Here is a 15,609-nt window from a genome sequence, read left to right as displayed (position 1 = left end):
GGCTACGCTGGGCCTGTTCGCAGCGCCAGCACCGCCGCCCGGAACAGCGTGACGGTCTCGATCTCGGCGTCCTCGTCCTTGGGCTCACGCCACGCGCTCTGGACCACGGCGACCACCCGCTCAGCCGGATTGATGTAGATGCGCTGGCCGTGGGCGCCCAGCGCCAGGCAGGCGCCGGCGTGGATGCCGTCCCTGAACGGCGCGCCCGGCAGGGACCACCAGTGGTAGCCGTAGCCTGCGGGCGATCCGGGCAACAGCGCGCCGAAGTCCGTGGCGGCGCTGTCGGGCTGGCCGGCGAGGTCGCGCCAGCCGGGCGGAAAGACCCGCCCGCCGCTGAACCCCTCGCCGTCCTCCATCACCAGCAGGCCGAAGCGGCCGACATCTCGCAGCCGCGCGTTGACGCCGAACCCACCCATCTCCAAGCCGCCCTCGGACTCCAGCAGCCAATAGCCATCGGCCTCCATGCCGGCCGGCCCCCAGACCTTCTCGGCGCAGTAGTCCGCCATCGGGCGGCCCGTGGCAGCGACGACCAGGGCGCCCAGGAGACAGCTTTCGACGGTCGAGTAGTTGAAGACGGCGCCCGGCGGGTGCGCGCGCGGCAGGCTGCACGCAAGGTCCAGGACAGCGCCGGGCCGCCGGGTGGCGAGCGCCGCGCGCAGCCGCGGGAGGTCGGAACGCTCCTCCGGGACGTTTTCCTCGCCCCAGGCCACGCCGGAGCACATGCGCAGGACGTTGCGCAGCGTGACGCCCTCGTAGGCCGAGCCGCCGAGGCGCGACAGGTAGCGGTCGCACCGGTCGTGCAGGCTGCCGATCGCGCCATCGTGGATCGCGGCGCCGACGAGCGTCGCGGTCACTGATTTCGCGGTCGAGAAGCTCACCCAGCGGCTGAGCGGGCCGTGACCGAGACCGTAGCGCTCCAGCGCGATCTCGCCGTCCTTCAGGATCAGGAGCCCGGCCGTGCGGCAGCGGTCCATAAAGTCGCTGACGCTGTGGCGGACGCCACCCACCTCGAAGGTCAGGTCGGCGAGCGAACGGGCGTGCGGCGGAAGCGGCCGCACCGCGCTTGCGCATGGGATGACGCGCGACGGCCAGACCCGGTCCTGGTCGCGGAAGGCGCGCGCCTGCTTGTCGGGTGTGATGTCCATGACGTTCGGAGCTCCCCCTCAAGAGGGCTCCAGATCGGTCGCGGAGGAGGGGCTGGCAACGCACATTGTGTTGGCTTGCAGTGACCCTCTCCCGCTGGCACGCTTGCGCCCAGGCTGGTCCTCTCCTTTCCGGAAGTAGAGCGCGCCTAGCCCCGCTCGAAGCGGCGCATGGACCAGTATTTGTAGCCCTCGCTCTCGACCAGCTTCCAGCCGAGCTTGCGCAACGATCGGCCGATGAGGTGGTTGAAGAAACCGTGGGCGAGGACCACGACGTTCTCGCCGCCCGCGGCCAGGCCGATCAGCAAGGCGGCGGCCTGGTCGGCGCGGGCCTCGGCCTGGGCGCGCGTCTCCTGGCCTTCGTGGTGGTTCAGGTACCACCACCAGACGCGGGCGAGGAACCCCCAGTGGCGGGGGGACAGCTTCAGCCAGTTCGGGAAATTCGGTGGCGGCAGCGGCGCCTCGATCAGCATATCGTGGCGGTCGAAAATGCGCTCACCAACCAGGGTCTGGGCGCTCTCGATTGCCCGCAGGCGGGTGGAGGAGACGAGTGTCCCGGCCTCTTCCACGAAGGTCTTGAGCCGCTCGGGCGGGGTCTGTCCGGGCAGGATGCCGAGGATCTCGTAGTTGGCCCAGAATTCGCGGTACTCGGCCGCGCTGAGCAGCACCTTGCGCGACAGCGCCGGCTCGCCGTGGCGCGCCAGGACGATGGCGCCGTGGCTGCGGATGGAGGTCGTTGGGTGGCTCAAGGCGCTGGGCATCGATCCTGGATGTGCAACCGCCCCTAGCCTTCGCCGAGAGCCTTGACGTGCGCGAGCGCCGATCGGCCCAGAGCCTCAAGGTCGTAACCGCCCTCAAGGGAGGACACAACCCGGCCCTTGGCGTGGCGGTTGGCGACATCGACGATGGCGCGGGTGGCCCAGGCGAAGTCAGCTTCCTCCAGGCTCTGGCCGCCTTCGCCCACGGGATCGCGCCGGTGGGCGTCGAAACCGGCCGACACGAGGATCAGGTCCGGGGCGAAGGCGTCGACACGGTCCAGCAGGCCCTCGAAGGCGCGCCGCCAGACCGCCGGCGGGGCGCCGCCCGGCGAGACGGTATTGACGACGTTGGCGGGGACCACCTCGTCCGGATGGCCGGTGCCCGGCCACATCGGCCAGGACTGGATCGAGGCGAAGAGGAAGCCGGGCAGCCCGCCCAGCGCGGCCTGCGTGCCGTTGCCATGGTGAATGTCGAAATCGACGACGGCGACCTTGGCCAGGCCCGCCCCCTGGGCGGCGCGGGCGGCGATGGCGACGTTGGAAAAGATGCAGAAGCCCATCGGCAGGCCGGGCTCGGCGTGGTGGCCGGGCGGACGCACCGCGCAGAACGCCCGCCGCGCGCGGCCGGCGGCGACGTCGCGCACCGCCTGGACCACTGCGCCGGCGGCGCGGCGCGCGGCGGTGAGGCTGCCGGGCGACATCGCGGTGTCGAGATCCAGCCTTCGGCGGCCGATCGACGGGGCGAGACGCTCGATCTCCGCCACGTACTCCGCATCGTGGACGGCCAGCAGGTCGGCGGCCTCGACGATCGGGGCGTCGTTCGGCGCGAGGTCTAGGCTGGCGTCGTCCAGGGCGTCGACCACGGCGGCCAGGCGCTGCGGCCGCTCCACGTGGCGCTCGCCCGGACGGTGGTCGAGCATGTCCTGATGGGTGTAGAGGGCGACGGTCATGCCCCATCCTAACGCAGTTTTGCGGCGCCCCGATGCGTGATGCCAACGCCTGCGGCATCCGCCGCGCCGGCCCCGCCGACGCCCAAACCCTGGCGGTGCTGGGGGCGCGCACCTTCTGCGACACCTTCGCCCACCTCTACGACCCCGCCGACCTCGCCGCGTTCCTGGCGGAGGCCTACAGCGTGGAGGCCGCCCGCGCGGACCTGGCCGATCCGGCCAAGGCGGCGTGGCTGGTGGAGGACGACGGCCGCGCAATCGGCTACGCACTGGCCGGACCCTGCGCCCTGCCGCATGCGGAGGTGACGCCCTCGTGCGGGGAGCTGAAGCGGATCTACTTCGTCCAGGACCGCCAGGGTGGCGGCCTGGGGCGGCGGCTGTTCGCACAGGTGATGGCGTGGCTGCAGGCCGACGGTCCGCGTGGGGTCTGGATCGGCGTGTGGTCGGAGAATCATGGCGCGCAGCGATTCTACGCGCGCCACGGCTTTGCGAAGGCGGGCGAATACGGGTTCAAGGTCGGGCGCTCCGTCGACCGGGAGTTCATCCTGCACAGGCCTGCGGAGAGCTTTGCCGCAAATGCGTCACAATCCGTCTCACCCGGACACAATTTCGCCTGAGTAATCGCCGTTCACGTCATTTCATTGCTGCAATTTAACCGCCGGGCGTCTTGGCGCTGGCCCTGACATTTGGGACCCTCTACCCAATCGGCGATAGTGAGGTCGGCGGGTGGGGATGCTCAAGATTGGCTATGTTCGGCTGCGGGACACGGCGGCCTACGAGGACTCGGCGCGCCTGAAGGCCGCGGGCTGCCAGGTGGTGCGCGCCGAGGAGCCGGGGATGGATGGCCCGGTGCTGAGATCCATCCTCGATTTCATGGGCCCCGGCGACGAGCTGGTGGTGACCCGGCTGGACCGCCTGGCGACAAGCGGGCGGGACCTGCTCGCCGCGCTGGACCGGCTTGAGACGCGCAGGGCGATCCTCACGGTGCTGCAGCCGGAGTTGAGTTCGGCGGGGGTCGGCGGCGTCGCGCTGCGGGCCGCGCTGCAAGCGGTGGCCGATCTGGAGCCCCCGATCGGACGGCGGCGGCCGGCGTCGGCGGCGGCCCAGGAGATCTTCGCCCTGCAGCAGGCGGGCGTTGGCCCGGTGGAGATAGCCCGGCGCCTGGGCGTCTCGCGCATGACCGTGTGGCGCAAGCTGAAGGCGGTCGAGGGCGCGGCGGCTTAGGCCCGCGCCACTGGACATCGGGCATCCGAAACCCCATCCTCCGCGTTCAAACGACCGTTCGACGCCAAGGCCTGTCCGATGTTCATGCGCTTCTTCTCCGAGCTTCGCGAAGCCAAGATCCCGGTGACGCTGAAGGAATACCTCGTGCTCATGGAGGCGATGGATAAGGAGATCATCGACCGCTCGGTCGACGACTTCTATTACCTGTCGCGCTCGGCCCTGGTGAAGGACGAGAAGAACCTCGACAAGTTCGACAAGGTGTTCGGGCACGTTTTCAAGGGCTTGGACAAGATCGACCTCGACGGCATCCCGATGGATATCCCGGCCGAGTGGCTGAAGAAGATGTCCGAGCAGTTCCTCACCGAGGAGGAAAAGAAGCAGATCGAGGAGATGGGCGGCTTCGAGAAGCTGATGGAGGCGCTGGCCCAGCGCGCCAAGGAGCAGCGCGAAGGCAAGAACGGCGAGGGCGAAGGCGAGGGCCAGCGCGGCGGCCGCCCCGACGGCTCCAACCCCTTCGGCGCCAACGGCTATCATCCCGAGGGCGTGCGGATTGGCCAGGACAAGGGCCGCCACGGCCGGGCCATCAAGGTCTGGGACAAGCGCGAGTACAAGAACCTCGACGACCAGGTCGAACTGGGCACCCGCAACATCAAGATGGCGCTGCGCCGGCTGCGCAAATGGGTGCGCGAGGGCCATCCCGACGAAATCGACATGGGCGCCACCATCAAGGGCACCGCCGAGAAGGGCTACCTCGACATCAACATGCGCCCCGAGCGGCGCAATAAGATCAGCGTGCTGCTGTTCCTGGACATCGGCGGGTCGATGGACAGCCACATCAAGCTCTGCGAGGAGCTGTTCAGCGCGGCGCGCTCCGAGTTCAAGAACATGGAGTTCTACTACTTCCACAACTGCCTCTATGAGAGCGTGTGGAAGGACAACCGGCGACGTCACGCCGAGAAGCTGAACACCTGGGACATCCTTCACAAGTTCCCCCACGACTACAAAGTGATCTTCGTGGGCGACGCGACCATGAGCCCCTACGAGATCACCTATCCGGGTGGCTCGGTGGAGCACTGGAACGAAGAGGCGGGCGCGATCTGGATGGACCGCGTGAGCCAGATCTTCGAGCACGCGGTGTGGCTCAACCCGACGGCCGAGCGGCACTGGGACTACACGCCCTCGATCGGTGTGATGCGCCAGCTGATGGGCGACCGCATGTTCCCGCTCACCATCGACGGGCTGGACAAGGCCATGAAGGAGCTGTCGCGATAGGCCCCGCAGACCTAAGCTGCCGGAACCCCTAAGGGATTCGCATGACCGATCCCCTGCTCCAGGATCCGCCGGACGAGACTGACGAGGCCCAGGTCGCCACCAAGGCCGCGGTGTTCAATGCCGCCGAGCGGCTGTTCGCCCTCCATGGCTTCCAGAACGTCTCCGTGCGCGACATCACCGCCGAGGCGCGGGTCAATCTGGCGTCCGTGAACTACCACTTCGGGTCCAAGGACAGCCTGCTGTTCGAGATCTTCCGCCGGCGGACCAGCGAGCTGAACCGCGAACGGGCCCGGATGCTGCACGAGGCCGCGGCCGAGGCCGGCGGCAAGCCGCCGGTGCGCGAGATCCTCAAGGCCTATTTCGCCCCGCCCCTGCGCTGGGCGTCGCCGGACAACGACCGGCGCATCTCCGTCCAGTTCATCATCCGCGCCCGCTCCGAAGGGACGGCTGAGATGCGCGAGGTGCTGCGCAACGACGTCAGCCACCTGGCCCGGTTCGCCGATGCGCTGACCGCAGCGCGGCCGGAGCTGCCTAAGGAGGACGTCTACTGGCGGCTGCACTTCATCCTGGGGATGGTGCACCAGAACCGCTTCGCCGAGTTCGACCGCCTGCACCACCTGTCGGGCGGGATCACCCGCGAGCAGGACGTCGAGGGGCTGCTCTCACGCATGCTGGACTTCGCCGAGGCCGGGTTCCTGGCTTAGGCCGCCAGCGTCCAGGCCAGCTTCAGGTCCTCCACGAACGCCGCGTAGCCCGCCTGCTTCGCCGCCTCATCAGGCACGCGCAGCAGGAACGACGGATGGTAGGTGACCACGCCCTGGGCCTGGTCAGCCAGCTGCAGGGCCTGGCCGCGGTTCCTGGCGATGGGCGTGGGCTTGCCCATCACCGAAAGGGCCGCCGTCGCGCCCAGCATGACGATCACGCGAGGCCGCACCAGACGCCGTTCCCCGTCCAGCCACCAGCGGCAGGCAGTGACCTCACCGGAGGTGGGGGTCTGGTGAATCCGCCGCTTGCCGCGTTTCTCATGCTTGAAGTGCTTCACCGCATTGGTGACGTAGGTCTCCGCCCGCGGCACGCCGGCCTCGGAAAGGGCCCGGTCGAACACCTGCCCGGCCGGGCCGACAAAGGGGCGGCCCGCCAGATCCTCCTGATCGCCGGGCTGCTCGCCGACGAACATGAGCTTCGCCCGGGCCGGGCCCTCCCCCGCCACGCCCTGGGTGGCGTCGCGCCAGAGGGGGCAGCGGCGGCAGTGGTCGACGCCGGCCGCCACGTCCTCGAGGCTGGTGGGGGCCAAGCCGTCATACGGGGCGTCGCGACTGTTGCGCAGGGCGGCTTTGACGGCGCGGGCGCTGGGGACGGTGGGAGCCTGACGGACCATGGCGTCGGTGCGGCCTTCGGCTTTGGCGATGAGTTCGGGAATGAGCGCCGCCTCGGGCAGGTTCCGCCAGTACATCTTCGGCATCTCCCGCTGCATGGCGGCGGTCTTCAGCCGGGCCGGGTTGAAGATCGAGGCGTAGTAGGTACGCCAGTACTCCTCCAGCGCGTCCTCGCGCGGCGCGTCGGCTGGATCGGCGCCGGGCGTGAAGGCCAGGGCGCGGGTGTCCCAGTGGGCGCAGACGTCGGGGGTCAGGATCGAAAAGCGCATGTTGGTGAAGCGGCGGGCGAAGAAAGGCGCGGTGGCCTCGGTGACGCGATGCGCCGGCTCGAACCAAGCCACATAGGCCTCGCCGTCCTCGTCTTGCGCCAGGCGAAAGCGGACGAAGGCCTTCATCTTGTGCGCCGCGCGGGAGACGCCGCGCTCCAGGTCGTGGGCGCGGGCGACGTCAGGGTCGGAGGCGATGTGGATGAGGTTGGGTTCGCCCTGCAGTCGCCACAGCAGGCGGTAGAGGAGCGAGAACCGCTCGTCGGAGCGGTGCAGGATCACTTTTCCGGCCAGATCGACGAAAGTTTTCGGCACACTGAAGGCCGCGGCCGTCTTTCGGCTGACCTTCAGGGGATCTTCGCTGGCGGCGGCGAACAGGCCCCCTGCCCCATCGATGGTCCAGATCACGGCCTCCGGCGGCGTCCCGGCGGCGCGAAGTTCTCGCGCCGCCCGCCGCCAGCCGTCGAAGTCGGTCTCGTGGGCGAGGCGCGCGACCTGCATCAGAAGAGTTCCAGCTGCTGGGGCTCGACCCTCTCACGCAGGTCGGCTCGGTCGGTCAGCGCGCCCGGCGACCAGTCGGCGCAGACCAGGAAGGGCTTCAGCTTCTCGACCCCGCGCGTCAGGCGCTTCACATCCGCCAGCTCCAGGCGCTTGAAGCGGCGCACATCCAGGATGCGCCCGACCGCCTTTACCCCCAGGCCCGGCACTCGCAGCAGCCGCTCGCGCTCGGCAGTGTTAACGTCGACAGGGAAGTCGCCGCGGTTCCTGAGCGCCCAGGCCAGCTTGGGGTCGATGGCAAGATCGAGGTCCTCGGTCTCGCCGATGATCTCGGTCCGCTCGAAGCCGTAGAAGCGCATCAGCCAGTCGGCCTGGTAGAGGCGGTGCTCGCGGATCAGCGGGGGACGGGCCAACGGCAGGCGGGCGGCGGAATCCGGAATTGGCGAGAAGGCGGAGTAGTAGACCCGGCGCAGGCGGTAGGCGCCGTAGAGGCTGTCCGCCCGGGCCAGTATCGCGCCGTCGCTGGCCCCGTCCGCGCCGACGATCATCTGCGTGGACTGTCCGGCCGGCGCGAAGGGCGGCGGCTTGGCCTTGCGCCCCTTTTCACGGCCCGCGTCAACGCCCAGCCGCACGGCACCCATGGCCTTCTTGATCCCGACCACGTCCTTCTCAGGCGCAAGGGCGGCCAGGCTTTCGTCGCGGGGCAATTCGATGTTGATCGAGACCCGGTCGGCATAGAGCGCGGCCTGTTCGACGAGCCTCGGCGAAGCCTCCGGGATCACCTTCAGGTGGATGTAGCCGCGAAAGTCGTGGACCTCGCGCAGGGTGCGGGCCACCCGCACCATCTCTTCCATGGTGTAGTCGGCCGAACGGATGATGCCCGAGGAGAGGAACAGGCCTTCGATGTAGTTGCGCCGGTAGAAGCCCAAGGTGAGATCGACCACCTCCTGGACGGTGAACCGCGCCCGCGGCGTGTTGGAGCTGACGCGGTTGATGCAGTAGGCGCAATCGTAGACGCAGAAGTTGGTCAGCAGGATCTTCAGGAGGCTGATGCAGCGTCCGTCCGGGGCGTAGGCGTGGCAGATGCCGTGCCCTTCGGTGGACCCGATCCCCTTCCCGCCCACCGAGTTGCGCTTCTCCGAACCGGACGAGGCGCAGGACGCATCATACTTGGCCGCGTCGGAGAGGATCGCGAGTTTACGCTTGAGACTGAGGGTCGCCATGACTGGAGAACGATAGAGTTCGTGATTTGTTCTGACAAGTCCGCTGCTTTCCCGATTGCGTCGAACGCTGACCCCCGGGACGGCCTTGGTGGAAAGGGGCGGCGCGCGGCATAGTGGCCTTTGCGCCGACACCGCAAACCGATCGAGAGCCCCCGATGAGCAACGACGCGCCGGGTTTGGCCGAGGCCGACACCCGTATTGGCCTGTTCAACGATCCGCTGGCGGACTGGACCAACGACGATATCCTTCTGACCAAGCCCGCGCGGGCCATGTTGGGCCAGCGCCACCTGCAGGGCCTTCGGGTGCTGGACTGGCCGGAGTTGCGGCAGCTGTTCGGCAAGTACGAAGCCCCGGCCAACAAGCACGGTCGGCGGGACCGCGGGCTGGGGCTGGCCTCCGTGGCGATGGCGGTCCTGGGCCTTATGCTGGCGGCGTTCGCGCCACTGGCCCTCGGGGTCGAGCGGTGGGTGGGCCTTACGGCGGCGGTGCTGACGCTGAGCGGGGCCGCGCTGACCGCCTTCCACTGGCTGGACCACCAGTCCAAGGCCCGCTGGCTGGGCAACCGCTTCTGGACCGAGCGGGTCCGCGGCCTCTACTTCCAGGCCATCGTCAACAACCTTGACCTGGTGGCGCGGGCGATGACCGACAATGTTGCCCTCGGCGAATGGAAGGTGGTCCGCGCCCGCGCGCTGGAGGCGCTTCCGAAGCCGGACGACGTGGCCCACCAGATCGGCAAGCTGGCCGGAACAGTGGAGGAGACCGACGTCTGGGTGCTGCCGGAATGGTCGCATTCGCAGCCGCCGCCGCCGCCGTCCGAGGGCCTGGACATCCTGCTGCCGCTGCTGCGCAGTCAGCGCTTCGACGTGCAGCTGGCCTATGTTGACCGCAAGCTGTCGGATTCCCTGCGCGCCCCCGGCCGGCGCTCGCAACTGGTCAGCCGGGGTAGTGAAATCCTGCCGGCCATGGCGGTGCTGGCCGCCGCCGCGGCGGGCATCCTGATGGCCACGGGCGTGACGCTCCCGAACCCCTGGGTCCGGCTCGCGCTGGCCACCGCCGCCAGCGCCACGGCGGTCGCCCTGGCGCTGCGGGTGATCAACGACAGCCTGCTGCTGTCGGACGACGCCAGTCGCTATGCCTGGTACTCGGCCGCGGTGATGCGGGCGCGCAGCCGGTTCGACGCCGGCGATCTGGGCGAAAAGCTGGCCGCGCTGCGCGACATGGAGACCGTGGCCTACCGCGACCTGCGCGAGTTCGTCGCGGCCCACTGGCGCGCGAGGTACGTACCATGAGCCTGAGTGGCAATCGCGTCCTGGTGGTCGGCGGCGGCTCCGGGATCGGGTTCGCGGTGGCGCAGGCGGCGAGGGCGGCCGGCGCCGTGGTGACCATCGCCTCGACGAGCGCCGAGCGGATCGCCGAGGCCGCGGACCGGCTGAGCGTTCAGGGCGCCGTGATCGACGTGACCGACGAGGCGGCGGTGGAAGCCTTCTTTGCCGCCGCCGACGGCTTCGAGCACATCGTGACGACCGCCGGCGACTGGGGCGGGCCGCGGCGGGGACCGCTGGCGGACGTGGACCTGGCCGCAGCGGAAGGGCTGTTCCGGGTGCGCTTCTGGGGCGCTGTGGCATTGGCCAAGCATGGCGCCAAGGTGCTGACGCCAGGCGGGTCGATCACCCTGACCGACGGCATGATCGCGCATCGGCCGACCAAGGGCTCGGCGATTTCGACGGCCATGGCCGGCGCGGTCGAGCATCTGACCCGTGGACTGGCGGTGGAACTGGCGCCGATCCGGGTCAACTGCGTATGCCCGGGCCTGATCCGCACCGGGGTCTGGGATCGCATTCCCGAAGAGCGCCGTGAGGCGCAGTTCACCGAGATGACCAAGGGCCAGCTGGTCCCCCGCATCGGGGAGCCGGGTGAGGCGGCAGAGGCCTACCTCTACCTGATGCGCGGCGGCTACACGACGGGCCAGGTGCTCTTCGTGGAGGGCGGCAGCGCGCTCGGCGCCTGAGGACCGTCAGGGGCTACGGATCCCACGGGGCCGACGGGCCGCCGAGGCCAGCGTCCTAGTGGACAGCGGGCCCCGAGGGGGAACCGCCGTCGCCATCGGCCATTTCGCACCCCATGACCCGCCTGCTCATCCGCCACGAGACAACCTACGCCTATGAGCGCCCGGTCTCGTTCGCCCGGCACCGCCTGTTGGTGCGGCCGCGCGACAGCCACGCGATCCGGGTCGTGGACGCCGTTCTGACCGTCTCGCCACCTGGCGACGTCCGCTGGCTCTACGACGCACTCGGCAATTCCGTCTGCCAGTTCACGCCGCGCGGAACCTCCACCGCCCTTTGGATCCGCAGCGACCTGGAGATCGAACGGTTCTCCGCGCAGCTCTCCGACCTGGAGGTGCGGGATCCACAGACCGCGACGCCGATCGTCTATCCCAGCGCGGATCGGGCGACGCTGGCGCCGTTCATCGAGCCAGCGACGGAGGACGCCGATGGCCAACTGCTGAGGTGGCTGCGCGAGCAGATGCGAAGCGCGCACGAGCCGGCGCTGGAGTTCCTGCTGCGGCTCAACCGCACCATCCACGACCAGTTCGAGTACCAGCCCCGCGACCTGGGCGCGGCGCAGGAACCGTCGCACACGGTGAAGCTGAGGTCCGGCACCTGCCGCGACTTCGCCTGGCTGATGGTGGAGGCGCTGCGGCGGCTAGGCTATGCGGCGCGGTTCGTCACCGGCTACCTCTATTCACCACACGGCGGCGGCATGCGCGGCGCGAGCGCCACCCACGCCTGGTGCGAGGTGTTCCTTCCGGCCCTCGGCTGGCGCGAATTCGACCCCACCAATGCCCTCGCCGAGAGCCCAGATCTGATCCCCGTGGCGGTGGCCCGCACCCCCGCCGAGGCGGCTCCGATCTGCGGCGCGATCTATGGCGACGGCGGAAAGGCGAGCCTCACCGTTCACGTGGATGTGCGCCCGGCGGATTCGCTTCGTGAAGCCGCCTGAGGCATGACTACGTACAGTTGTGGAGCTTGGAGGGCTTTTCATGACGCGTGGCTTGCTGCAGCAAGAACCTGATCGCGGGTGGGCCATCCCCCGCCAGGCGGCCTCACCCCAACACGGACAGAAGGCGGCGGCCAAACCGGCCCCCGCGCGCGAACCTCGCCAGAAGCCGCGACCCGATTTGCCGTCCGGCCACTAGTCCGCCATGTATGTCGGGTTAAGCTGACGTCCGAGCACGGATTCTCTTGAGGGTTTCGATGAGCCGTTTGATTGGGCGCCGCGAATTGATCATTGGCGGGGCGGGATTGGCCCTGGCCCCCGGCGCCGTGCTCGCCGCCCTGCCCAACCGCCTGGCGTTCCAGGTCTTCCGCAACGGGAACAAGGTTGGCGAGCACGTGATCGTCTTCACCGGCGACGACAAGGCCCGCACGGCGACCACCAACGTGGCGATGACCGTCAAGGTGGGCCCGGTCCCGGTCTACAAGTACAAGCACACCGCCATCGAGAAGTGGGTCGACGGCAAGTGGGCCAGCATCGAGACCAGCACCAACGGCAACGGCAAGCTGACCAAGGCGTCCGCCCGGAGCATGGGGACCTATGTGGCGCTCACCGGGCCCGCCGGCGCCACGCGCGGCCCCGCCAGCGCCCTGCCGCTCAGCCACTGGAACCAGGGCAACTTCGGCAAGCCGCTGTTCAATCAGCAGGAAGGCAAGATGCTGAGGGTCACCGTCAACCAGGTGAAGCCGGGGCACTGGCAGGTCCGCGGCGAAGCCGAGATCGACGACTTCTACGACGCCTCGGGCAACTGGCTGGCGCTCAAAGGCAAGCTCGAGGACGGCTCGAGCATGGAATACAAGCGGATCTAACACCCGGGCGATCCCGGCCGTCAGACCTTGGCGAGGCGGGGCAGCCTGCCTTGCGCGGCGGCGGCGGCGTGCCTAAGCTCCGCCGCATGTGTACCGAGCGCCTGCGCTAGCCCCTTGCCCCGCCAGCCCGGCGCCCCGTGACCCAGGATGGGAAGGGCGGCTGAAAGCGCGCGCTCGCGCACCACCCGTATCGGGTCGTATTTCCATGAGCTTTTTCCGCAACGTCGCGATCAATCGCGTCAATCTTCATTACGCCGTCCAGACCTTCGCCGAGGCGGCGGGGGGTATCTTCTTCCTTGCTTACATGTTGCAGGCCGGCGTTTCGGCGGCGATCACCCTCGTGGCCATGGCCGCAATCGTGGGCCTGCGCTTTGTCGTGCGCGGCGCTGTGCTGCCGTTGGCCCGGCGGATCGGGATGCGCCGCACTCTGATCGCCGGCACCCTTCTGGAAGCGCTGGCCTTCCCGATGCTGGCCCAGGTGCAGGGCGTCAACGGCTGGTTCATCGCGCTGTGTCTGCTCTCGCCACTGGGCAGCGCGCTGTACTGGACGTCCTACCACGCCTATTTCGCGGCACTGGGCGACGCCGAGGCGCGGGGCGGGCAGATCGCGTTCCGCGAGGCGATGGCGGCGGTCATCGGCATCCTCGCGCCGCTGGCAGGCGGTTGGGCGCTGGTCACCTGGGGACCCACGCCGATGTTCGCGTGCGTGGGCCTTCTGCAGGCGCTGGCCGCGCTCCCGCTGATCGGCGGGCCAGAGGTCCCGATCAAGGACGAGGCGCCTTCCGGCCTCCGCGCCGCGCCGCTGGGCGTGTGGCTCATGATGACCGACGGCCTGTTCGCGGCGGGCTACCACTACGTCTGGCAGATCGCGCTGTTCCTGACCCTGAAGCAGAGCTTCGAGGCCTTTGCCGGGGCGATGGCGCTGGCCGCCCTGGTCGGCGCGGGTTGCGGGCTGGTGTTGGGGCGCTACATCGACCTGGGGCACGGCCGGCGGGCGCTGATCGTGGCCTATGGCGTAGGCGCGGGCGTGGTGGTGCTACGCGCGCTTAGCCTCGACACCCCCTGGCTGGCGGTGATCGCCAACGCCTCCGGCGCCCTGGTCGTGTCCCTGATGATCCCGGCGCTGATGACCCCGGTCTACAACGCCGCCAAGGCCTCCCCCTGCCCCCTGCGCTTCCACATCGCCACCGAGGGCGGATGGGACATCGGCTCCGGCGTCGGGTGCCTGACCGCTGCGGCCTTTGTCGCGAGCGGACAAGGCCTGGCGGCGCCGATCTTGCTGGCCCTCGCCGGGGCCGCGATCGCGTTCGCGATCCTGTGGCGAGCGTACGGGCGGCCTGCGTAGCTCGTTCCTTGGGTCGCGGCGCCGCCTTCGACGTTGCGCCCCGGGCAAATCTCCCTAGCATCGACGGGCGCGGCTCCGCCCGGGCCTTCGACTTTTTCAGGGGAACGCCGCGGGGGTCTTTCAGCCCGCCCGGCGGCAGTGGGACGTTTGGACGCCGAACCCGAGACTCCCGACGCCGCGATCGAGGCCGTCGCCGACAACGACGCCGGCCTCGCGGAGCGGGAGGCCGCCTACGAGAAGTTCGTCTGGGACAACCTGCGGCGCAACTACATCGGCAACTACCTGCACGGCATGCTGGGGATGACCGGCTTCCGGTTGGTCAATGCGCCAACCTTCCTGCCGTCGTACCTGCACATGATCTCCGGATCGAACACCATCGTCGGGCTGGGCCTGGCGCTGCAGCAGCTGGGCGGGATCATCTCGCCGATCTTCACGGGCGCCCAGATCGAGCACCGCACCAAGGTGATGCCGGCGGCCATGTGGATGGGCGGCCTGGGACGCCTGGCGATCCTGGGGATCGGGCTGTCGGCGTGGTTCATCCCCAACGACAAGCACCAGGTCACCCTGCCCTGGGGCGGGGTCGTGGAGGTGCAGCCGCTGGTCTGGTCGGTGCTGTTCTTCATGCTGATGTTCGGCATCTTCATGGGCGCCCAACGGGTGGTGTTCAGCCTCCTGATGTCCAAGGTGATCCCGCTCAGCCGGCGCGGGCGCCTGCAGGCGTGGCGCAATACCACCGGGGGTGCCATCGCCGCGGTGCTGGCCCTGGTCGCGGGCAAGTACTTCATCGACGCCGAACTGTTCGGCAACGGCTATGCCGTGACGTTCGTGTTCGCCTGCGCGCTCACCACCCTCGGCCTGTGGGCCTTGCAGGTGCTGCTCAAGGAGCCCGAGCCGCCGACCACGCGCACCCAGGGGCGCTTCCGCGACCGCCTGCGCGAGTTCCCCAGCCTGATCCGCCAGGACCGCTCCTACGCCTTCTTCCTGGTGGTGCAGATGTTGGCCACCTCGGCGCGGATCGCGACGCCGTTCTACATCCTCTACGTCGGCCAGAGCATCCACCTGACCGGCGCGATGCTGGGGCTTCTGTCCCTCGGCTTCCTCGGCGCGGATACGGCCTCGAACCTCGTCTGGGGCTACTTGGGCGACAAGACCGGCTTCCGACTGGTGCTGCTGGTCTCGATGGCCGCCTGGATTGCCGCCACCATCCTGCTGATGAGCATCCATACCACGCCGGCGATATTCATCGCCTTCGCCGGGCTGGGCGCGTCGCAGGCGGGCTACAATATGGCCGCCCAGACCATGATCCTGGAGTTCGGGTCGCGCGACGACCTGCCGATGCGCATCGCGGTGTCGGCCACGGCGGAGAGCACCACGGCCACCGCAGGCCCACTGATCGGCGGGATCACCTCGCAGCTGTTCGGCTACAACGTGGTCTTCGGCGCCTCGCTGGGCTTCCTGGCGGCGGCCCTGCTGATGCTGTTGTTCGCGGTCCGCGAGCCGCGCAGCCGGGTGGCCTCGGCCTGATCGGCGGGAACCCGCCAACAGCCTTGAGCATTTTTCGCGGCGGGCGGGCTTCTCCCCTCCCGCGACCGAAAGATCGGATGAACACGACCGTGAAGGTGCGCGCGGCGCCGCAGGCCGCCACAGGCATAACAGGCCTCGACGACATATTGGCCGGCGGGTTGGCGCGCGACC

Annotated in this window: 15 protein-coding genes; 10 read left to right on the top strand and 5 right to left on the bottom strand. The window is 69.2% G+C overall.

Features of this window, described 5'->3' with window-relative positions; translation table 11 throughout:
- Positions 1 to 2: 2 nt before the first annotated feature.
- The 3 genes from QZV94_RS02865 to QZV94_RS02855 all read right to left on the bottom strand — a co-directional run bounded on the left by QZV94_RS02865 (position 3) and on the right by QZV94_RS02855 (position 2,850).
- On the bottom strand, positions 3 to 1,145 hold the full coding sequence (locus QZV94_RS02865) for a serine hydrolase (protein ID WP_293676294.1): 1,143 nt from the start codon (positions 1,143 to 1,145) through the stop codon (positions 3 to 5).
- A gap of 146 nt (positions 1,146 to 1,291) precedes the next feature.
- Entirely contained in the window at positions 1,292 to 1,903 is a 612-nt protein-coding gene (locus QZV94_RS02860) for a histidine phosphatase family protein (RefSeq protein WP_293676293.1), read from the bottom strand.
- 23 nt (positions 1,904 to 1,926) lie between these two features.
- Complete coding sequence (locus tag QZV94_RS02855; protein WP_293676292.1) at positions 1,927 to 2,850, bottom strand: histone deacetylase family protein; 924 nt, start codon at positions 2,848 to 2,850, stop codon at positions 1,927 to 1,929.
- 32 nt (positions 2,851 to 2,882) lie between these two features.
- Between QZV94_RS02855 and QZV94_RS02850 the strand changes: the two genes are divergently transcribed.
- The 4 genes from QZV94_RS02850 to QZV94_RS02835 all read left to right on the top strand — a co-directional run bounded on the left by QZV94_RS02850 (position 2,883) and on the right by QZV94_RS02835 (position 6,047).
- Complete coding sequence (locus tag QZV94_RS02850) at positions 2,883 to 3,464, top strand: GNAT family N-acetyltransferase (protein WP_293676291.1); 582 nt, start codon at positions 2,883 to 2,885, stop codon at positions 3,462 to 3,464.
- A 115-nt stretch (positions 3,465 to 3,579) separates the two neighbouring features.
- Positions 3,580 to 4,071 carry a recombinase family protein gene (locus QZV94_RS02845; RefSeq protein WP_293676290.1) on the top strand — a complete coding sequence of 164 codons (492 nt, stop codon included), beginning with the start codon at positions 3,580 to 3,582 and terminating at the stop codon, positions 4,069 to 4,071.
- Between the two features lie 78 nt (positions 4,072 to 4,149).
- Positions 4,150 to 5,343: a VWA domain-containing protein gene (locus tag QZV94_RS02840; protein ID WP_293676289.1), complete on the top strand. Its 1,194-nt coding sequence runs from the start codon at positions 4,150 to 4,152 to the stop codon at positions 5,341 to 5,343.
- A 41-nt stretch (positions 5,344 to 5,384) separates the two neighbouring features.
- On the top strand, positions 5,385 to 6,047 hold the full coding sequence (locus QZV94_RS02835; protein WP_293676288.1) for a TetR/AcrR family transcriptional regulator: 663 nt from the start codon (positions 5,385 to 5,387) through the stop codon (positions 6,045 to 6,047).
- On the opposite strand, the gene QZV94_RS02830 is transcribed toward QZV94_RS02835, so the two are convergent.
- Together QZV94_RS02830 and QZV94_RS02825 are read right to left on the bottom strand one after the other, a co-directional pair.
- Positions 6,044 to 7,486, bottom strand: a complete 1,443-nt coding sequence (locus tag QZV94_RS02830; RefSeq protein WP_293676287.1) for a UdgX family uracil-DNA binding protein — start codon at positions 7,484 to 7,486, stop codon at positions 6,044 to 6,046. The genes QZV94_RS02835 and QZV94_RS02830 overlap by 4 nt on opposite strands.
- A complete protein-coding gene (locus QZV94_RS02825; RefSeq protein WP_293676286.1) occupies positions 7,486 to 8,706 on the bottom strand; it encodes a putative DNA modification/repair radical SAM protein in 1,221 nt (406 codons plus the stop codon). The genes QZV94_RS02830 and QZV94_RS02825 overlap by 1 nt, the downstream gene beginning before the upstream one ends.
- A gap of 155 nt (positions 8,707 to 8,861) precedes the next feature.
- Here QZV94_RS02825 and QZV94_RS02820 point away from each other — a divergent pair, with 155 nt between their 5' ends.
- The 6 genes from QZV94_RS02820 (at position 8,862) to QZV94_RS02795 (ending at position 15,438) form a co-directional block, all read left to right on the top strand.
- Positions 8,862 to 9,995: a hypothetical protein gene (locus tag QZV94_RS02820; RefSeq protein WP_293676285.1), complete on the top strand. Its 1,134-nt coding sequence runs from the start codon at positions 8,862 to 8,864 to the stop codon at positions 9,993 to 9,995.
- Complete coding sequence (locus QZV94_RS02815; RefSeq protein WP_293676284.1) at positions 9,992 to 10,714, top strand: SDR family oxidoreductase; 723 nt, start codon at positions 9,992 to 9,994, stop codon at positions 10,712 to 10,714. Before QZV94_RS02820 ends, QZV94_RS02815 begins: the two co-directional genes overlap by 4 nt.
- A 113-nt stretch (positions 10,715 to 10,827) precedes the next feature.
- Positions 10,828 to 11,706, top strand: a complete 879-nt coding sequence (locus QZV94_RS02810) for a transglutaminase family protein (RefSeq protein ID WP_293676283.1) — start codon at positions 10,828 to 10,830, stop codon at positions 11,704 to 11,706.
- A gap of 254 nt (positions 11,707 to 11,960) precedes the next feature.
- The gene (locus QZV94_RS02805; protein ID WP_293676282.1) at positions 11,961 to 12,569 is read left to right on the top strand and encodes a DUF6134 family protein; all 609 of its coding nucleotides are present in this window, start codon (positions 11,961 to 11,963) and stop codon (positions 12,567 to 12,569) included.
- Between the two features lie 205 nt (positions 12,570 to 12,774).
- Positions 12,775 to 13,914, top strand: coding sequence for an MFS transporter (locus QZV94_RS02800; protein ID WP_293676281.1), 1,140 nt, complete (start codon positions 12,775 to 12,777; stop codon positions 13,912 to 13,914).
- A 147-nt stretch (positions 13,915 to 14,061) separates the two neighbouring features.
- Positions 14,062 to 15,438 (top strand): MFS transporter, encoded by a 1,377-nt coding sequence (locus tag QZV94_RS02795; RefSeq protein WP_293676280.1) that lies wholly within the window; start codon positions 14,062 to 14,064, stop codon positions 15,436 to 15,438.
- Positions 15,439 to 15,609 lie beyond the last annotated feature (171 nt).

The sequence above is a fragment of the uncultured Phenylobacterium sp. genome, assembly GCF_902826855.1.
Lineage (GTDB): Bacteria > Pseudomonadota > Alphaproteobacteria > Caulobacterales > Caulobacteraceae > Phenylobacterium.
This window is presented reverse-complemented; position numbering and strand designations above follow the sequence as displayed.